Consider the following 14,425-nt stretch of genomic DNA (forward strand, 5'->3'; position numbering starts at 1 on the left):
AAATTAAAAATGAAAAGCTTCTTGCTTTTTTATCTCTACAATTTTAGTGCGTTAGTTATCGACAATTTCCTTTTTCCTTGTTAGGAGATTTGTCCATAACCGTTTAATCAGTTCATCTAAATTTTGGAGTGTTGTTAATTTATTTTCAATGTTAATAAAGTACTGAATGGCCCAATCTAATTCTGTAGATGATTTGGAATGCAGTTCTATCAATAATACTTCAAGAGGAATAACTACTCTTGGGCCAAACTCATCTTCTCCATAGAATTCCGTAGAATTGCCAATTACTTTTTCATTTCCATTCCTAAATTCAAGATAGACTTCAGCATCAAACGTATCTGGATTTATATTTTCTGCTTTTAATTTTACATCTGTAGAATTATCGTAGCTTGAAAACAACAAATGCTGATAGCTCCCCATACTTATAGCTTCTTTTAAGCTATAAACTTCATGATTATCAGAGTTTGATACTTCCTTTGGGCCTGCTAGTAAGAATTTAGCAGCATAGGCCCATTCATCTTTATGACGACTAACAAGCTCTGCATTTTCAGCAATTTTATAGATAATCTCGGGTAAATTAGTCGCCAGATGTAGAATTAGTAATCGGTCTGCTCTAGCAACTTCAGACAGGTTATCCAAATCGGATAGGGAAACCGTAAATTTCGGGCCATGTTCATCTACAGTTTCGGGTGGCCAAGTGAATAAAGGAACAGTTCCGTCTTCTTGTTCTCTAAACTCTAGTGAAATTGCGTCGCAAAAAGTGGCCGTACCGCTATTAATACCCGTAGCGGCTACTTTCAGTTCTAGTATTTCTTTCCACGAATCTCCCACTAACATGTTGTGAAATGACAACCATAAATGTTCATACCCCTCTGTTTGATATTCTTCTTTAAGAATAACAGAATCGAAACTAAGCCAGATTGGCATATCATCAATTAATTCAGCCAACTTGATAGCAGAAATTCGCCATGTTCGCCAATCACTACTCGTAAGAACAGTTTCACAGTTTATGTTAGAGTCTTGGATGTGTTCGGCTAACAAATTTATAACGCTCATTAGCAATACACGATCACTTGTATTCATCCTACTAAAAGTCACCTGTTGCTGCTCGAGGTGCGATTCCGGAGGCTGGACAAAAAAGCGTAAAAAAGGGCCATATTCGTCGACGGAGTCTTCGAAATGTTGAAACAGTGAACCGTCACTGCTGTCTCTAAATTCAATAGCGATATATTCGCCGATCCTTACTAATTTAACGGCTAGTTCAGCGAAGTGTCTTCCATCACCAAGCAGAACATTATTGAGCATAAAATGTGCATCCTGGTAGCCGTCCTCGCTATATTTTCCTGTAATGACCAATGATTCAGCCTGAGCTTTACCGAACACTTTTTGATGATGTTTGCCCATTTTAATTACCTGAGTTCCATTTTGTTGTGCTTCTTGCCATGCGTTATAGTAATACTCTAATTCTTCTTGAAGCTGTGAAATTTGAAGTGATGCAAGCTCTAGCTCTAATTCCGCATTGTGAAGCTTTTCATTGCTTGTTGCGGTTGCCGCATCATGCGCTGTTTGCGTTTGTTGTAGTTCGTTGTGCGCTTGTGTTAACGCTTCTTTTTCAAGCTCTGCCTTTTCCAGGCCCTGCTGAAGCTGCGATATCTGCTTCGTTAACAACGCATTTTCAGTGCTCAGGGTTTCAACAGCTGTTTGCTGCTGGCTGTATTTATCCGATAAGCTAGCTGCTTCACTTTCTTTTGCTTTTAATGCTTCGCACTGAGTAAATACATGTTCTAATTCTTCTTGCAACTGCGATATTTGCAATGTCGCAAACTCGGCCTCCTCTTGGGCTGTGCTAAGCTTTTGCTGTAGCTGCAACGCATTCTCGTTTGATGCTTTAAGGGCTATTTCAGCTTGCTCTAAACGACGGGCTTTTTGCGAGGTGGCTTCTAACTCTTCTTGAAGCAGTGTTATTTGTAGCGCTGAGAGCTGCAACTCCTCTTGTGCCACGTTAAGTTTTTGCTGTAGCTGCAACGCATTTTCGTTTGATGCTTTAAGGGCTATTTCAGCTTGCTCTAAACGACTGGCTTTTTGCGAGGTGGCTTCTAACTCTTCTTGAAGTTGTGTTATTTGGAGCGCTGAGAGCTGCAACTCCTCTTGTGCCACGCTAAGTTTTTGCTGTAGCTGCAGCGCATTTTCGTTTGATGCTTTAAGGGCTATTTCAGCCTGCACTAAACGACTGGCTTCTTGCGAGATGGCTTCTAACTCTTCTTGAAGCTGTGTTATTTGGAGCGCTGAGAGCTGCAGCTCCTCTTGTGCCACGCTAAGTTTTTGCTGTAGCTGCAGCGCATTTTCGTTTGATGCTTTAAGGGCTATTTCAGCCTGCACTAAACGACTGGCTTCTTGCGAGATGGCTTCTAACTCTTCTTGAAGCTGCATTACCTGAAGCTGTGTTAACTCTTCTGTTTGTTTTTGCTCTGCAAATTGCTGCGTAAGCTGATTACATTGCGCTTCTTTTTCGCTTAGTTTGGTTGTTTTGGCCTCTAAATCTTTTGCTCTAGCGTTTAACTCGCTCGTTGTTGCGGCTAATTCTTTTGTAGTTGCGTCTAATTCTTTAGCACGTGCTTCTAAGCTTTGCTGAAGCGCAGCGCACTCTTGCTGCTTTACCGATAGCTGCTCGCTGGCGGTTGTCACTGCTTGTTTTTGCTTTTCTAACTCGGCGTTTACAGCCTTTTGCTGCTGCTCTGCTGTTGTTTTGTGCTCTGCAAGTTGCTGCGTAAGCTGGTTACATTGCGCTTCTTTTTCGCTTAATTTGGTTGTTTTGGCCTCTAAATCTTTTACTTTAGCGCCTAACTCGCTCGCCGTTGCGGCTAATTCTTTTGTTGTAGCGTCTAACTCGTTAGCACTTGCTTCTAAGCTTTGTTGTAGCGCAGCGCATTCTTGCTGCTTTGCCGATAGCTGCTCGTTAGCGGTTGCTAGTGCTTGCTTTTGCTTCTCCAACTCGGCGTTTACAGCTTTTTGCTGCTGCTCTGCTGTTGTTTTGTGCTCTGCAAGTTGCTGCGTAAGCTGGTTACATTGCGCTTCTTTTTCGCTTAGTTTGGTTGTTTTGGCCTCTAAATCTTTTGCTTTAGCGCCTAACTCGCTCGTTGTTGCGGCTAATTCTCTTTTTGTTGCGTCTAACTCGTTAGCACGTACTTCTAAGCTTTGTTGTAGCGCAGCGCATTTTTGCTGCTTTGCCGATAGCTGCTCGTTGGCGGTTGCTAGTGCGTTGTCTTTTTCAGCTATTTTCGCAGCATTTTCGGTGGCCTGCTCTGAGGCTTTTTTGTTTAGCGCGGTCATCTGGTGGTTCTTTTGCTGTATGGCTAGCGCAACTTCACGTAGTACCGTGCTCTTGTGCTTAAACGTATCAGAATCTGGGCTAATATGGACAGAAAACTCACCAAATAACTGCCCCACTGAGAGCGCATCGTCATAAAGCTCGAACAGTTCGTCATTATCAACTAACGCGGCAGCCGCACTTAACGCCATGGTTTGGTAAACCAAATTTGTGGTTAATTCGCTTTTAACTTCTTGGCTGTCTTTTTCGAACACAGTTTTTATGAACACGGCTGGATTGGCCAATATGTCATCGATAGAGCATAGGCGTAGCGCGCTGTTTTGCTCGTGTGCGTTTAATGCGTTTTGAACATATTCACTGTATTGTTGAGTGAACTGCTGTGTTAGCGCTTGAGACGTTGTATCAGTATTTTCAGTGGATTGACTAGCCACTAATCGCTGCGTTAGATAGGTTTCTGGAGCACTGAAGATAAGGTGGGTGGCAATGCCGGTAAAGCCTAAAACACTTTTTTCAACGCCGTTACTGGCGTGAACCAGCAGGCATTCTGCGTTTTGGTGTTGTTCAGTAAGTTTACTGGTTAATGCATCTAAGTTTTTAAGGCTGGCAGTATCAGAAACTACAATTGTTGCGGTGGTAACACCATTACTTTCAACCAATGTTTTGATTGGCTCTAGCGAAAGCTCACCAACAGAAATAAGCACTGCACGTGGCATGTTGTCTCCTGAGACTACCTTGGACTACTGCGTCCATTACAATTTTCATAGTGTAACGAGTTTAGCAGCTAATTAAAACTGTAATAAAGCAACGAGGAATGTACAGTAATTCGTATTTATGTGCCTGTCGCTAAAAGCGCTGTGATAATGTTATGTGCAGTTATACTTTTCAATTTCACCAATGTATTATTGCGCCGCTTTATTTATTAATCGGTACTAGTAAAGTATTTATTTTTCATACATTGAGAGTTCCGCAGCGTTTTATTATTTATGTATCAATTATCGTTTTCTCAAAAACTAGAACGGAAGCTGTCTCCAAAAGAAGTAAGCCCCAGAGCACCTAATAGCGACGTAGATTGGGTTGTACACCATGTACCAAAAACAGCGGGAAGTTCATTAAGACAAAGTTTTGTTAATGCACTTGGAAAACGCCCGGTTTTTGGTGTTTATCGAAATACGGGGGCCGCAGAACTTGGGCTAGGTAAACCCATATGGATTCCGCGAAGCGCAAAAGTGGTGTTCGGTCATTTTCCTACACACTCTGCTCAAATCAGCATGTTCCCAAATGCGAAAAAAGTAACATGGGTGAGAGATCCTCTCGAGCGCGCGTGGTCGTTACTCGGCCACTACTTAGCTACAAAAGATGAAAATGCGCAATATGCGTTCGTAAAACAGCATTATTTAGATAAAGGCATAATTAAGAAAGAAGATATATTTGAGCGCATGATCAAAGAAAACGCGTTGGCTAAGAATATTTTCGTTTACGCGCACTATTTTGAAAGCATCGGCCTTAACGACTTTGACTTTGTGGGTAGTACCACAAGAAACAGTGCAGATTTGAAGCGACTACAAAAGTTACTTGGCAAGCCATTAATAGAAGCAAAAGAGAATGTAAGGAATAGTTCGTCATCATTCCCTAGCACTTTGCGCTATTTAGAGAGTTATTTTGCTTCTGAATATGAAATTGTTGCTGATTATCTTTAACCTATTTTACGCTAGGAGATAACAAGCAGGCTAAACGCCTGCTTGTTAGATCAAATTAGCTTAAAAGTCTAATTAATTACTACTTAGCGACCCGCCCATATCTATCAGAAAAACGTACAATATCGTCTTCACCAAGGTATGCGCCAGACTGCACTTCGATAAGCTCTAGGGGGATCTTACCAGGGTTTTCTAGTGCATGAACAGCGCCGATAGGAATATAAACCGACTCGTTTTCTGTAACTAACTGCGTTTCTTCATTAATGGTTACGTTTGCGCTGCCCGATACTACAATCCAATGCTCTGCACGATGATGGTGCATTTGAACAGATAGTTTCTCACCAGGCTTAACCGTAATACGTTTTACTTGGAAACGAGCACCGCTATCTATAGAGTCGTAGCTACCCCATGGGCGGAATACTTCACGGTGGAATTCAAACTCTGGGCGATGCTCTGCTTTAAGTTTGTTCACAACCGTTTTAATGCTTTGCGCATCATCCTTGTGGGCTACCATAACGGCATCTTTGGTTTCTACTACGATAACATCTTCTAGCCCGATTACAGAAACCAAACGCTGTTCGGCATTTACGTAACTGTTTTTGGTGTTTTCTAGAATAGTATCGCCTACAGTAGCATTGCCGTTTTCGTCTTTCTCGGCAGTTTCCCACAGTGAAGACCAACTACCAACATCGCTCCAACCTGCGTCTAATGGAACCATGGCAGCGCTATCTGTTTTTTCCATTACCGCGTAATCGATTGAATCGTCTGGGCAGGTCGCAAAAATGTCGTGGTCTACACGGATGAAATCTAGGTCAGGTGTTTCTGTATCGATAGCACGCTTACACACGTCTAGCATTTCAGGGTTATATTTCTGTAGCTCTTCCAAGTAACGGCTTGCTTTGAACATAAACATACCGCTGTTCCAGTAGTAACTCCCAGAATCTACATATTCTTTTGCAGTTTCCAAAGCAGGCTTTTCTACAAACTGCGCAACTTCAAAACCATCGCCCGCTTTCTCGCCCGCTTTGATATATCCATAACCCGTATGCGGCTGGTTAGGAACAATACCGAAAGTAACAAGTTTACCCTGCTCTGCTAGCTTTTCGGCTTTAGCAATAGCAATGTGAAACGCTTGGTTGTCTTTAATAAGGTGATCTGCAGCTAATACCAGAAGCACTGGATCTTCACCATTAATGGTAGCATGCAATGCTGCTAACGCGATTGCCGGTGCTGTATTACGACCAACAGGCTCTAGAAGAATACCCCCGTGTTGGATATTTTTTTGGCGAAGCTGTTCTGCAACTAAAAAGCGATGAGCGTCATTACAAATAAAAATTGGATTCTGAGCTGGTGTGCCTTTTAAGCGAGTTATCGTGTCTTGCAGCATTGTGCTGTCTGATGTGAGAGACAGAAACTGCTTTGGAAGTGCTGCGCGAGATTTTGGCCATAAGCGACTACCTGAGCCGCCAGCTAATACTACTGGTTTCATTTGTAATATCCTTGATGTGTGGGTGCTTTGCCCACGTCCTAATAGTTATATATTCAGCGGTTAGTATACAAAGGTTTGTATTGCGATTAAATGGCAAAAACTAGGTAGCAATAAAAATAGGGCAACGTTCAGCACTTTTGCCCTATCTTTATTTTAAAATTTAGCGTTCGGCTTTTACTTATTCAGCGCGTATAAGGGCTAACACCTCTTTAGTTTTCTCTTCCATTAGAGAAATATTGCCCTTACTTTCTACATTTAAGCGAATTACCGGCTCTGTATTCGATTTACGTAAATTAAAGCGCCAATCGTCAAACTCTAAACCTAGACCATCGGTAGTATCAATAACTCTTGCTAATGCTTGATACTTGTTCGTCACTCGTTCTAGCGCTGCATCAGCATCTTTAAGTTTACTGTTTATCTCGCCTGAAGAAGGGAACGCCTTTATTCGCTCTTTCACCATACTGGCTAGGGTTTGCTGTTTCACGCACACTAGTTCTGCAATTAATAGCCATGGGATCATACCTGAATCACAGTAAGCGAAGTCGCGAAAATAATGGTGTGCACTCATTTCGCCGCCATATACAGCATCTTCTTTACGCATTCTTTCTTTAATGAATGCATGGCCAGTTTTTGACTTAATTGGCGTGCCGCCAGCGTTTGCCACAATGTCTTCAGTGTTCCAATACACCCGCGGATCGTAAATAATTTTGCTATCAGTATTTTTTTCTATAAATGCTTCAGCCAGAAGACCTACAATATAGTAGCCTTCTATAAACTCACCGTCTGCATCGAATAAAAAACAGCGGTCGAAATCACCATCCCAGGCTATACCAAAATCGGCACCTGAGGCTTTTACTGCATCGGCTGTGTCGGCACGGTTTTCGGGTAAAAGAGGGTTAGGAATGCCGTTTGGGAAAGTGCCATCTGCATTGTGGTGTACTTTAATGAATTCAATAGGCACGTTTAGTCTTTGCATTTCATGCTCAATGGCATCGAGAACTGGACCAGCCGCACCATTGCCTGCATTAACCACAACTTTAAGAGGTGTAAAGTTATTAAGCTCAACATACGACAGCATGTGAGTAACATAATCTTTCATGCACGATTGTTTGGAATACTGCCCCGTCTCTTCCAGCTTCTCTATTGCTATATGCGCGTGCCCGTTAAAAAAAGCATCAGCATCGATAAATGCACCAGAAGTATAATAAGATAGACGACCTGAAACGAACTCTTCACTCAATGCTTCTGCGCGTACTTTTATTGCGTTTAAGCCTGTATCGCCACTTATTGGAACAGAACCAGCTTTCACAAGCTTCATGCCATTGTAATTTATCGGGTTATGGCTGGCAGTAACTTCTATACCGCCATCAACACCTAAATGTTTAGTTGCAAAATATATTTCTTCTGTGCCAGCCATTCCAATATCAGTCACTTTGGCACCGGCATCAATCAAGCCAGCGCTTAGTGCTAGCTTTAAGGGCGTAGAGGTTAAACGAACATCACTGCCAACCACTACCGTCTTTGCACTTAGTTCAGCAGCAAATGCATAGCCAATTCTGTATGCTATTTCTTCGGTAAGTTGTGAATTTAATTCACCTCGAATGTCATAGGCCTTAAAGCACGTAATTTGGCTTCCCATTTCTCGTATTTTCCTTAGATTTTTGAATGTGGATATATACAAAGCTTTTAACGCCTTTTTACGTTGAAAAGCGTAGAATGATTTTACTATAAATCGCTATTGAAAATGATAAAACATCAACTTTGTCACAATGAAGAGCATTTCTAACTATCATTCACGGTTCCATTCAACAACCCCAAAACCTGTTCATCAGTAGACTTAGCCTGAGCCCTTACAGAAATACTGGCTTGCTCGACGATTTGCGCCTGTGTAGATTTAGCGGTTTCTGCAGCGAAGTCTGTATCGAGGATTTGAGAACGCGCTGCCATTAAGCCCTCGTGCATTCGGTCATTGAGTTTTAGGGCCGACTCCATTTGATTCATCTTTGCGCCGTAAAACGCTCGGCTTTCGCTAACATATTCCAATGCATCATCAATTTGCTGTAACGCCGCTTCTGCGTTTTCAAAGGTAAGCACATCGCTTTCAACCATGTCTAGGTCAGATAAACCCACTGGCGTTTTAGTTAAGTTTATAAAATCTGTGCCATCGCTTAGCGAATTAGTAGCAGTGATATCCACAGGGCCAGCTTCAAAGCTATTTCCACCGCTTCCTGCAGCACCCAACGTATCCCAGTCGACTGTGGCATTAAATACACCTTGCCCCACTACTGAAATAATAAGCGGCTCGCTCGTATTATCAATGGTTAAGCTTTCTGTTGTAACTCCGGGGTGCTGATCGCCTGAGAAGGTGAATGTTGTTCCGTTAATCGTACCAGAACCGCTAGTAATCAAAGAACTACCATCGTAGCTCGCCGTTGGTGCATACCCTTCTTCTGGTAAGAATAGAAAGCGTTTGATGTCACTCGTCGAGTTAACGTTATTGGTACCCCACACATTGTCAGACAGTGGTGTACCAACCAGGTGCCTACCGCTAGTTGTGAATACCTGCAGATCATCGTCTGCTGAAAAGCTATCAATATCTATAGATATATTTGTTGAACCAGCGGGAATGTACGCTACAGAACGTAAGCCACTGCTCAATTGGACTGTATTACCCTTTACAAAGGTATCACCAATTGAGGCTACGTTATCAGACAATAAGTCGTTATCACCTAGCAAAGGCAATCGGTTAAACGCTTCGGTATTGTAAGCAATGCCATTGAGTGCGTTTTTTAACTGCTGAAATTCTTTATCAAGTGCGCGTCTATCTGCATCAGTGTTAATGCCGTTTTGAGACTGCATGGCTAATTGCCGCATACGCTGCAATATATCGGCAGATTCTTGCAGCCCGCCTTCCGCTATTTGTGCATAGCTAATGCCGTCGTTTAAGTTTCTTCGCAATTGGTTTTTCGCCAAGGATTCTGACGTCAACCTATTCGATATTTGTAAACCAGCACTGTCATCTGCAGCTTTATTGATTCTTAGTCCTGAACTTAGCCGCTCGTAAGCGGTTGACAGTGTTTTACTAAACAACGGAGTTGATGATAGCGACTGTGTAAACGACGACGTAGTTAACATAACCTTCCTTGCCATGAAAAACTGAAATACATAAATGGCGAATACTTTATTGGGATGACTTTTAAAATTTGCGTTGCAAAGAAATACAGCAAACAACAAGCCAAAATGATGAATAGAAATATAGAAAAGCAGATCCAGTTGATTGGGCAGATGCAGGGTGAAAAGAATAATGGGGTCAGAGATGTAACACTGACCCCATTACTCTTTGGGTACAAAAAAAGGGGCCTGAGTTTTCACCCAGGCCCCTTTTTCTAATCGAGTATTAATTACTCTTCAGTTGCTTCTACTGCTTCTTCTTCAGCTTCTACAACTGGACGGTCAACTAGCTCAACATATGCCATTGGGGCATTGTCGCCAGCACGGAAACCGCATTTAAGAATGCGAGTGTAACCGCCTGGGCGAGCTTCGTAACGAGGACCAAGCTCGTTGAATAGTTTACCTACAACCTCTTTGTCACCAGTGCGGGCAAAAGCTAGACGGCGGTTTGCAACGCTGTCTTCTTTAGCCATAGTGATTAGAGGCTCGATTACGCGACGTAATTCTTTCGCTTTTGGTAACGTAGTTTTGATCACTTCGTGCTTGACCAAAGAACCGGCCATGTTTTTGAACATAGCTTGACGATGGCTGCTGTTGCGATTCAACTGACGACCACTCTTACGATGGCGCATAGTTTTATCCTTCTCTACAAATCAGTTTGATAAAAACCTGATTAATCTTTTTCAGCGATGCTCTCTGGCGGCCAGTTTTCTAGGCGCATACCTAGAGAAAGACCACGAGATGCTAGAACATCTTTGATTTCAGTTAGCGATTTCTTACCAAGGTTAGGCGTTTTAAGTAGCTCAACCTCAGTGCGCTGTACCAGGTCACCAATGTACTGGATAGCTTCTGCTTTCAAACAGTTTGCAGAACGTACTGTTAACTCTAGGTCATCTACTGGACGAAGCAGAATCGGATCGAATTCTGGCTTCTCTTCCTTCGCTACTGGCTCAGATACATCACGTAGATCTACGAATGCATCAAGCTGTTCAGCTAGGATGGTTGCAGAACGGCGGATCGCTTCTTCAGGATCCAAAGTACCGTTCGTTTCCATGTCGATGATTAGCTTGTCAAGGTCTGTGCGTTGTTCAACACGAGCAGACTCAACAGTGTAAGCAATACGTTCAACTGGGCTGTATGAAGCGTCAACTAACAAACGACCAATTGGACGATCATCTTCTTCAGAGGAGCGACGGGTAGAAGCTGGTACATAACCACGGCCCATTTCTACTTTAATACGCATGCTGATTTCGGCTTCGCCAGTTAAAGTACAAATTAAGTGCTCAGGGTTTGTAATTTCTACGTCGCCATCATGCTGAATATCACCAGCAACAACAGGGCCAGCGCCAGATTTCACTAGAGTTAGGGTTGCCTCAGTTTTACCTTCAAGGCGAACCGCTAAACCTTTAAGATTTAGCAAGATTTCGATAACGTCTTCCTGTACACCTTCTTTGGTGCTGTACTCGTGAAGAACGCCATCAATTTCTACTTCGGTAACTGCACATCCTGGCATAGATGACAGTAAAATACGACGTAGGGCGTTACCTAGAGTGTGGCCAAAGCCGCGCTCTAGTGGTTCCAAAGTTACTTTGGCACGAGTAGGAGAAACGTTTTCGATCTCAACTAATCTCGGTTTTAGGAATTCAGTCACAGAACCCACAATGCTTCCTCTTTAGTTAGCTTTACTTAGAGTAAAGTTCGACGATCAACTGTTCGTTAATTTCCGCAGACAAATCAGTTCTTTCTGGAACGCGCTTGAAAGTGCCTTCCATTTTGCTGCTGTCTACTTCAATCCAGGTTGGCTTCTCACGTTGGTCAGCCAGTTCCAAAGCAGCTACGATACGCGCTTGCTTCTTAGCTTTTTCACGAACAGAAACCACGTCTTCGGCAGAAACGTTAAACGATGGGATGTTCACAACTTGACCATTTACCATGATCGCCTTGTGGCTAACTAGCTGACGTGCTTCAGCGCGTGTGCTAGCGAAACCCATACGGTAAACTACGTTATCAAGACGCTGTTCTAAAAGCTGTAACAAGTTTTCACCTGTGTTGCCTTTTAGACGTGCAGCTTCTTTATAGTAGTTGCGGAATTGCTTTTCCAGAACGCCGTACATACGACGAACTTTTTGTTTTTCACGCAGCTGAACACCGTAGTCAGACAGACGGCCACGACGGGCACCGTGCTGACCAGGCGCTGTATCGATCTTACATTTAGAATCGATTGCGCGAACGCCGCTTTTTAGGAACAGGTCAGTTCCTTCGCGACGGCTAAGTTTGAGTTTTGGACCCAAATATCTTGCCATGATCTTTCTCCAACTGTCCGTCGATTAAACGCGACGTTTTTTCGGTGGACGACAACCGTTGTGAGGAATAGGGGTCACATCGGTAATGTTTGTGATCTTATAACCTGTAGCGTTAAGAGCACGGATCGCAGACTCACGGCCTGGACCTGGACCTTTAACAAATACTTCAAGGTTCTTAAGACCGTATTCTTGTGCAGCAACACCTGCACGCTCAGCAGCTACCTGTGCAGCAAATGGGGTAGATTTACGTGAACCACGGAAACCTGAACCACCAGATGTCGCCCATGCTAGTGCATTGCCTGAACGGTCTGTAATAGTCACAATTGTGTTGTTGAAAGACGCATGGATATGAGCCATACCGTCTGCAACCTGACGTTTAGCGCGCTTACGCGTGCTACGAGCTGGTGCTTTAGCCATAACTTACTCCCCGTTTACTTCTTAATTGGCTTACGAGGACCTTTACGGGTACGCGCATTAGTTTTAGTGCGCTGACCACGTAGAGGCAAGCTACGACGGTGGCGAATACCACGGAAGCAACCCAGGTCCATCAAACGTTTGATGCTCATAGAGACTTCACGGCGTAAATCACCTTCAACGGTAAATTTAGCCACTTCGTCACGAAGCTTATCAATAGTAGCTTCGTCTAGCTCTTTGATTTTTGTATTTTCTGCAACACCAGCACCCGCACAAATGCTTTTCGCACGTGTGGGACCAACGCCATAGATCGCTTGGATAGCGATTACAGCATGCTTGTGCTCAGGAATGTTAATGCCAGCGATACGGGCCATTAACAGCACTCCTCTTGTTTATTTGTCGACGACCTAAAAAGCCCGATAGGATACTTATCCGTCGACTAAATTGCAAATTAAGGTTCAAAATACTTTAAACAAAACTAGCAGAACCTGATAAGTACAATTCAGGTTCTGCTTTCTTAGCCTTGCAAATATTCTGTACCGCTTTGATTAGCCCTGACGCTGCTTATGCTTTGGGTCAGAACTGCAAATTACACGCACAACACCGTTGCGCTTGATAACTTTACAGTTACGGCAAATCTTTTTTACTGATGCACGAACTTTCATTACATCTTTCCCCTTTCTATCAATATTAAGGGGCTAACTTATCGGCCGTAGCCTTTAAGGTTAGCTTTCTTCAGCACAGACTCATATTGACTAGACATCAAATGCGTCTGAACTTGTGCCATAAAGTCCATGATAACAACTACGATAATTAGAAGCGACGTACCACCGAAGTAGAACGGCACATTCCACGCAATCAACATGAATTCAGGCACTAAACAAATAAAGGTTATGTACAGTGCGCCAGCCAGTGTAAGGCGAGTCATTACCTTGTCAATGTATCGTGACGTTTGCTCACCCGGGCGGATACCTGGGATGAACGCGCCAGACTTCTTCAAGTTGTCTGCTGTATCACGCGGGTTGAATACCAACGCCGTGTAGAAGAAGCAGAAGAAGATAATCGCAGCTGCGTATAACATCACGTACAGCGGTTGACCAGGAGATAGCATAAGCGCTACATCTTGCAACCACGCTGTTGATTCATTCTGTCCGAACCATCCTGCGATAGTACCCGGGAACAGAATAATGCTAGAAGCAAAGATTGGTGGAATTACACCAGCAATGTTGACTTTTAGCGGTAAATGGGTGCTTTGCGCAGCAAAAACCTGACGGCCTTGCTGACGTTTTGCGTAGTTTACCACAATTCTGCGCTGTCCGCGCTCTACAAATACAACTAGGTATGTAAGAGCAATGACAATTACGCCAATCAACAGTAGGAACAACAAATTAATGTCGCCCTGCCTTGCTTGTTCCGCTGTCTGACCTATCGCTGTTGGCAGACCGGCGACAATACCAGCAAAAATCAATATAGAGATACCGTTACCAATACCTCGTTCGGTAATTTGCTCACCTAACCACATAAGGAACATAGTTCCTGTGACTAGGCTCACTACTGCCGTAAAGTAGAATCCGAAGCCAGGGTTTATCACCAATCCATTAATCAGGTTAGGCAAACCAGTCGAAATTCCAATAGATTGGAAGATAGCCAATACAAGCGTTAAATAACGCGTGTACTGACTAATTTTACGACGGCCTGCTTCGCCTTCTTTTTTAAGCTCCACCATCGGCGGGTGAACCACCGAGAGCAACTGCATAATAATGGATGCAGTAATGTATGGCATAATGCCCAAAGCCAGAACGGATGCACGCTCAAGCGCACCACCGGAGAACATGTTGAACATTTCTACAATGGTGCCTTTTTGTTGCTCGAACAAGTCAGCAAGTACCGCTGGATCGATGCCAGGGATAGGAACGTAAGAACCTAGTCTGAATACAACAATCGCACCAAGTACGAACAACAATCTTGCCTTAAGCTCACTCAAGCCGCTTTTAGCGCCTGAATCCAATCCTGGTTTAGCCATCTA

12 protein-coding genes are annotated in these 14,425 nt (G+C 43.4%); 1 reads left to right on the forward strand and 11 read right to left on the reverse strand.

Features of this window, described 5'->3' with window-relative positions; translation table 11 throughout:
- Positions 1–51 precede the first annotated feature (51 nt).
- Complete coding sequence (locus ACM0P2_RS17350) at positions 52–4,041, reverse strand: hypothetical protein (protein ID WP_419226911.1); 3,990 nt, start codon at positions 4,039–4,041, stop codon at positions 52–54.
- A 270-nt stretch (positions 4,042–4,311) separates the two neighbouring features.
- Here ACM0P2_RS17350 and ACM0P2_RS17355 point away from each other — a divergent pair, with 270 nt between their 5' ends.
- Positions 4,312–5,025 carry a hypothetical protein gene (locus tag ACM0P2_RS17355; protein ID WP_419226912.1) on the forward strand — a complete coding sequence of 238 codons (714 nt, stop codon included), beginning with the start codon at positions 4,312–4,314 and terminating at the stop codon, positions 5,023–5,025.
- Positions 5,026–5,104: 79 nt separating this feature from the next.
- On the opposite strand, the gene ACM0P2_RS17360 is transcribed toward ACM0P2_RS17355, so the two are convergent.
- The 10 genes from ACM0P2_RS17360 to secY all read right to left on the reverse strand — a co-directional run bounded on the left by ACM0P2_RS17360 (position 5,105) and on the right by secY (position 14,422).
- Entirely contained in the window at positions 5,105–6,511 is a 1,407-nt protein-coding gene (locus tag ACM0P2_RS17360) for a mannose-1-phosphate guanylyltransferase/mannose-6-phosphate isomerase (RefSeq protein WP_419226913.1), read from the reverse strand.
- A gap of 178 nt (positions 6,512–6,689) precedes the next feature.
- Positions 6,690–8,150, reverse strand: a complete 1,461-nt coding sequence (locus ACM0P2_RS17365; RefSeq protein WP_419226914.1) for a phosphomannomutase CpsG — start codon at positions 8,148–8,150, stop codon at positions 6,690–6,692.
- 143 nt (positions 8,151–8,293) lie between these two features.
- Positions 8,294–9,646, reverse strand: a complete 1,353-nt coding sequence (locus tag ACM0P2_RS17370) for a flagellin (protein WP_419226915.1) — start codon at positions 9,644–9,646, stop codon at positions 8,294–8,296.
- 266 nt (positions 9,647–9,912) lie between these two features.
- The gene (gene rplQ / locus ACM0P2_RS17375) at positions 9,913–10,314 is read right to left on the reverse strand and encodes a 50S ribosomal protein L17 (protein ID WP_012519212.1); all 402 of its coding nucleotides are present in this window, start codon (positions 10,312–10,314) and stop codon (positions 9,913–9,915) included.
- 41 nt (positions 10,315–10,355) lie between these two features.
- The gene (locus ACM0P2_RS17380; RefSeq protein WP_105932247.1) at positions 10,356–11,345 is read right to left on the reverse strand and encodes a DNA-directed RNA polymerase subunit alpha; all 990 of its coding nucleotides are present in this window, start codon (positions 11,343–11,345) and stop codon (positions 10,356–10,358) included.
- A gap of 19 nt (positions 11,346–11,364) precedes the next feature.
- A complete protein-coding gene (gene rpsD, locus ACM0P2_RS17385; RefSeq protein WP_012519214.1) occupies positions 11,365–11,985 on the reverse strand; it encodes a 30S ribosomal protein S4 in 621 nt (206 codons plus the stop codon).
- Between the two features lie 24 nt (positions 11,986–12,009).
- Positions 12,010–12,402 (reverse strand): 30S ribosomal protein S11, encoded by a 393-nt coding sequence (gene rpsK / locus ACM0P2_RS17390; protein ID WP_012519215.1) that lies wholly within the window; start codon positions 12,400–12,402, stop codon positions 12,010–12,012.
- A 14-nt stretch (positions 12,403–12,416) separates the two neighbouring features.
- The gene (gene rpsM, locus ACM0P2_RS17395) at positions 12,417–12,773 is read right to left on the reverse strand and encodes a 30S ribosomal protein S13 (RefSeq protein ID WP_012519216.1); all 357 of its coding nucleotides are present in this window, start codon (positions 12,771–12,773) and stop codon (positions 12,417–12,419) included.
- A 174-nt stretch (positions 12,774–12,947) separates the two neighbouring features.
- Positions 12,948–13,064 (reverse strand): 50S ribosomal protein L36, encoded by a 117-nt coding sequence (gene rpmJ / locus ACM0P2_RS17400; protein ID WP_012519217.1) that lies wholly within the window; start codon positions 13,062–13,064, stop codon positions 12,948–12,950.
- Positions 13,065–13,102: 38 nt separating this feature from the next.
- Positions 13,103–14,422: a preprotein translocase subunit SecY gene (gene secY / locus ACM0P2_RS17405; RefSeq protein WP_014977524.1), complete on the reverse strand. Its 1,320-nt coding sequence runs from the start codon at positions 14,420–14,422 to the stop codon at positions 13,103–13,105.
- Positions 14,423–14,425: the final 3 nt, after the last annotated feature.

The organism is Alteromonas sp. OM2203 (assembly GCF_048517045.1).
Taxonomy (GTDB): domain Bacteria; phylum Pseudomonadota; class Gammaproteobacteria; order Enterobacterales; family Alteromonadaceae; genus Alteromonas; species Alteromonas gracilis.

What these genes read in the sequence shown, in the direction of transcription:
- ACM0P2_RS17355 (WP_419226912.1), top strand. Translation starts at nt 4,312, where the DNA reads ATGTATCAATTATCGTTTTCTCAAAAACTAGAACGGAAGCTGTCTCCA.
- ACM0P2_RS17370 (WP_419226915.1), bottom strand. Translation starts at nt 9,646, where the DNA reads ATGTTAACTACGTCGTCGTTTACACAGTCGCTATCATCAACTCCGTTG.
- secY (WP_014977524.1), bottom strand. Translation starts at nt 14,422, where the DNA reads ATGGCTAAACCAGGATTGGATTCAGGCGCTAAAAGCGGCTTGAGTGAG.
- rpsD (WP_012519214.1), bottom strand. Translation starts at nt 11,985, where the DNA reads ATGGCAAGATATTTGGGTCCAAAACTCAAACTTAGCCGTCGCGAAGGA.
- rpsK (WP_012519215.1), bottom strand. Translation starts at nt 12,402, where the DNA reads ATGGCTAAAGCACCAGCTCGTAGCACGCGTAAGCGCGCTAAACGTCAG.
- rplQ (WP_012519212.1), bottom strand. Translation starts at nt 10,314, where the DNA reads ATGCGCCATCGTAAGAGTGGTCGTCAGTTGAATCGCAACAGCAGCCAT.
- rpmJ (WP_012519217.1), bottom strand. Translation starts at nt 13,064, where the DNA reads ATGAAAGTTCGTGCATCAGTAAAAAAGATTTGCCGTAACTGTAAAGTT.
- ACM0P2_RS17360 (WP_419226913.1), bottom strand. Translation starts at nt 6,511, where the DNA reads ATGAAACCAGTAGTATTAGCTGGCGGCTCAGGTAGTCGCTTATGGCCA.
- rpsM (WP_012519216.1), bottom strand. Translation starts at nt 12,773, where the DNA reads ATGGCCCGTATCGCTGGCATTAACATTCCTGAGCACAAGCATGCTGTA.
- ACM0P2_RS17365 (WP_419226914.1), bottom strand. Translation starts at nt 8,150, where the DNA reads ATGGGAAGCCAAATTACGTGCTTTAAGGCCTATGACATTCGAGGTGAA.
- ACM0P2_RS17350 (WP_419226911.1), bottom strand. Translation starts at nt 4,041, where the DNA reads ATGCCACGTGCAGTGCTTATTTCTGTTGGTGAGCTTTCGCTAGAGCCA.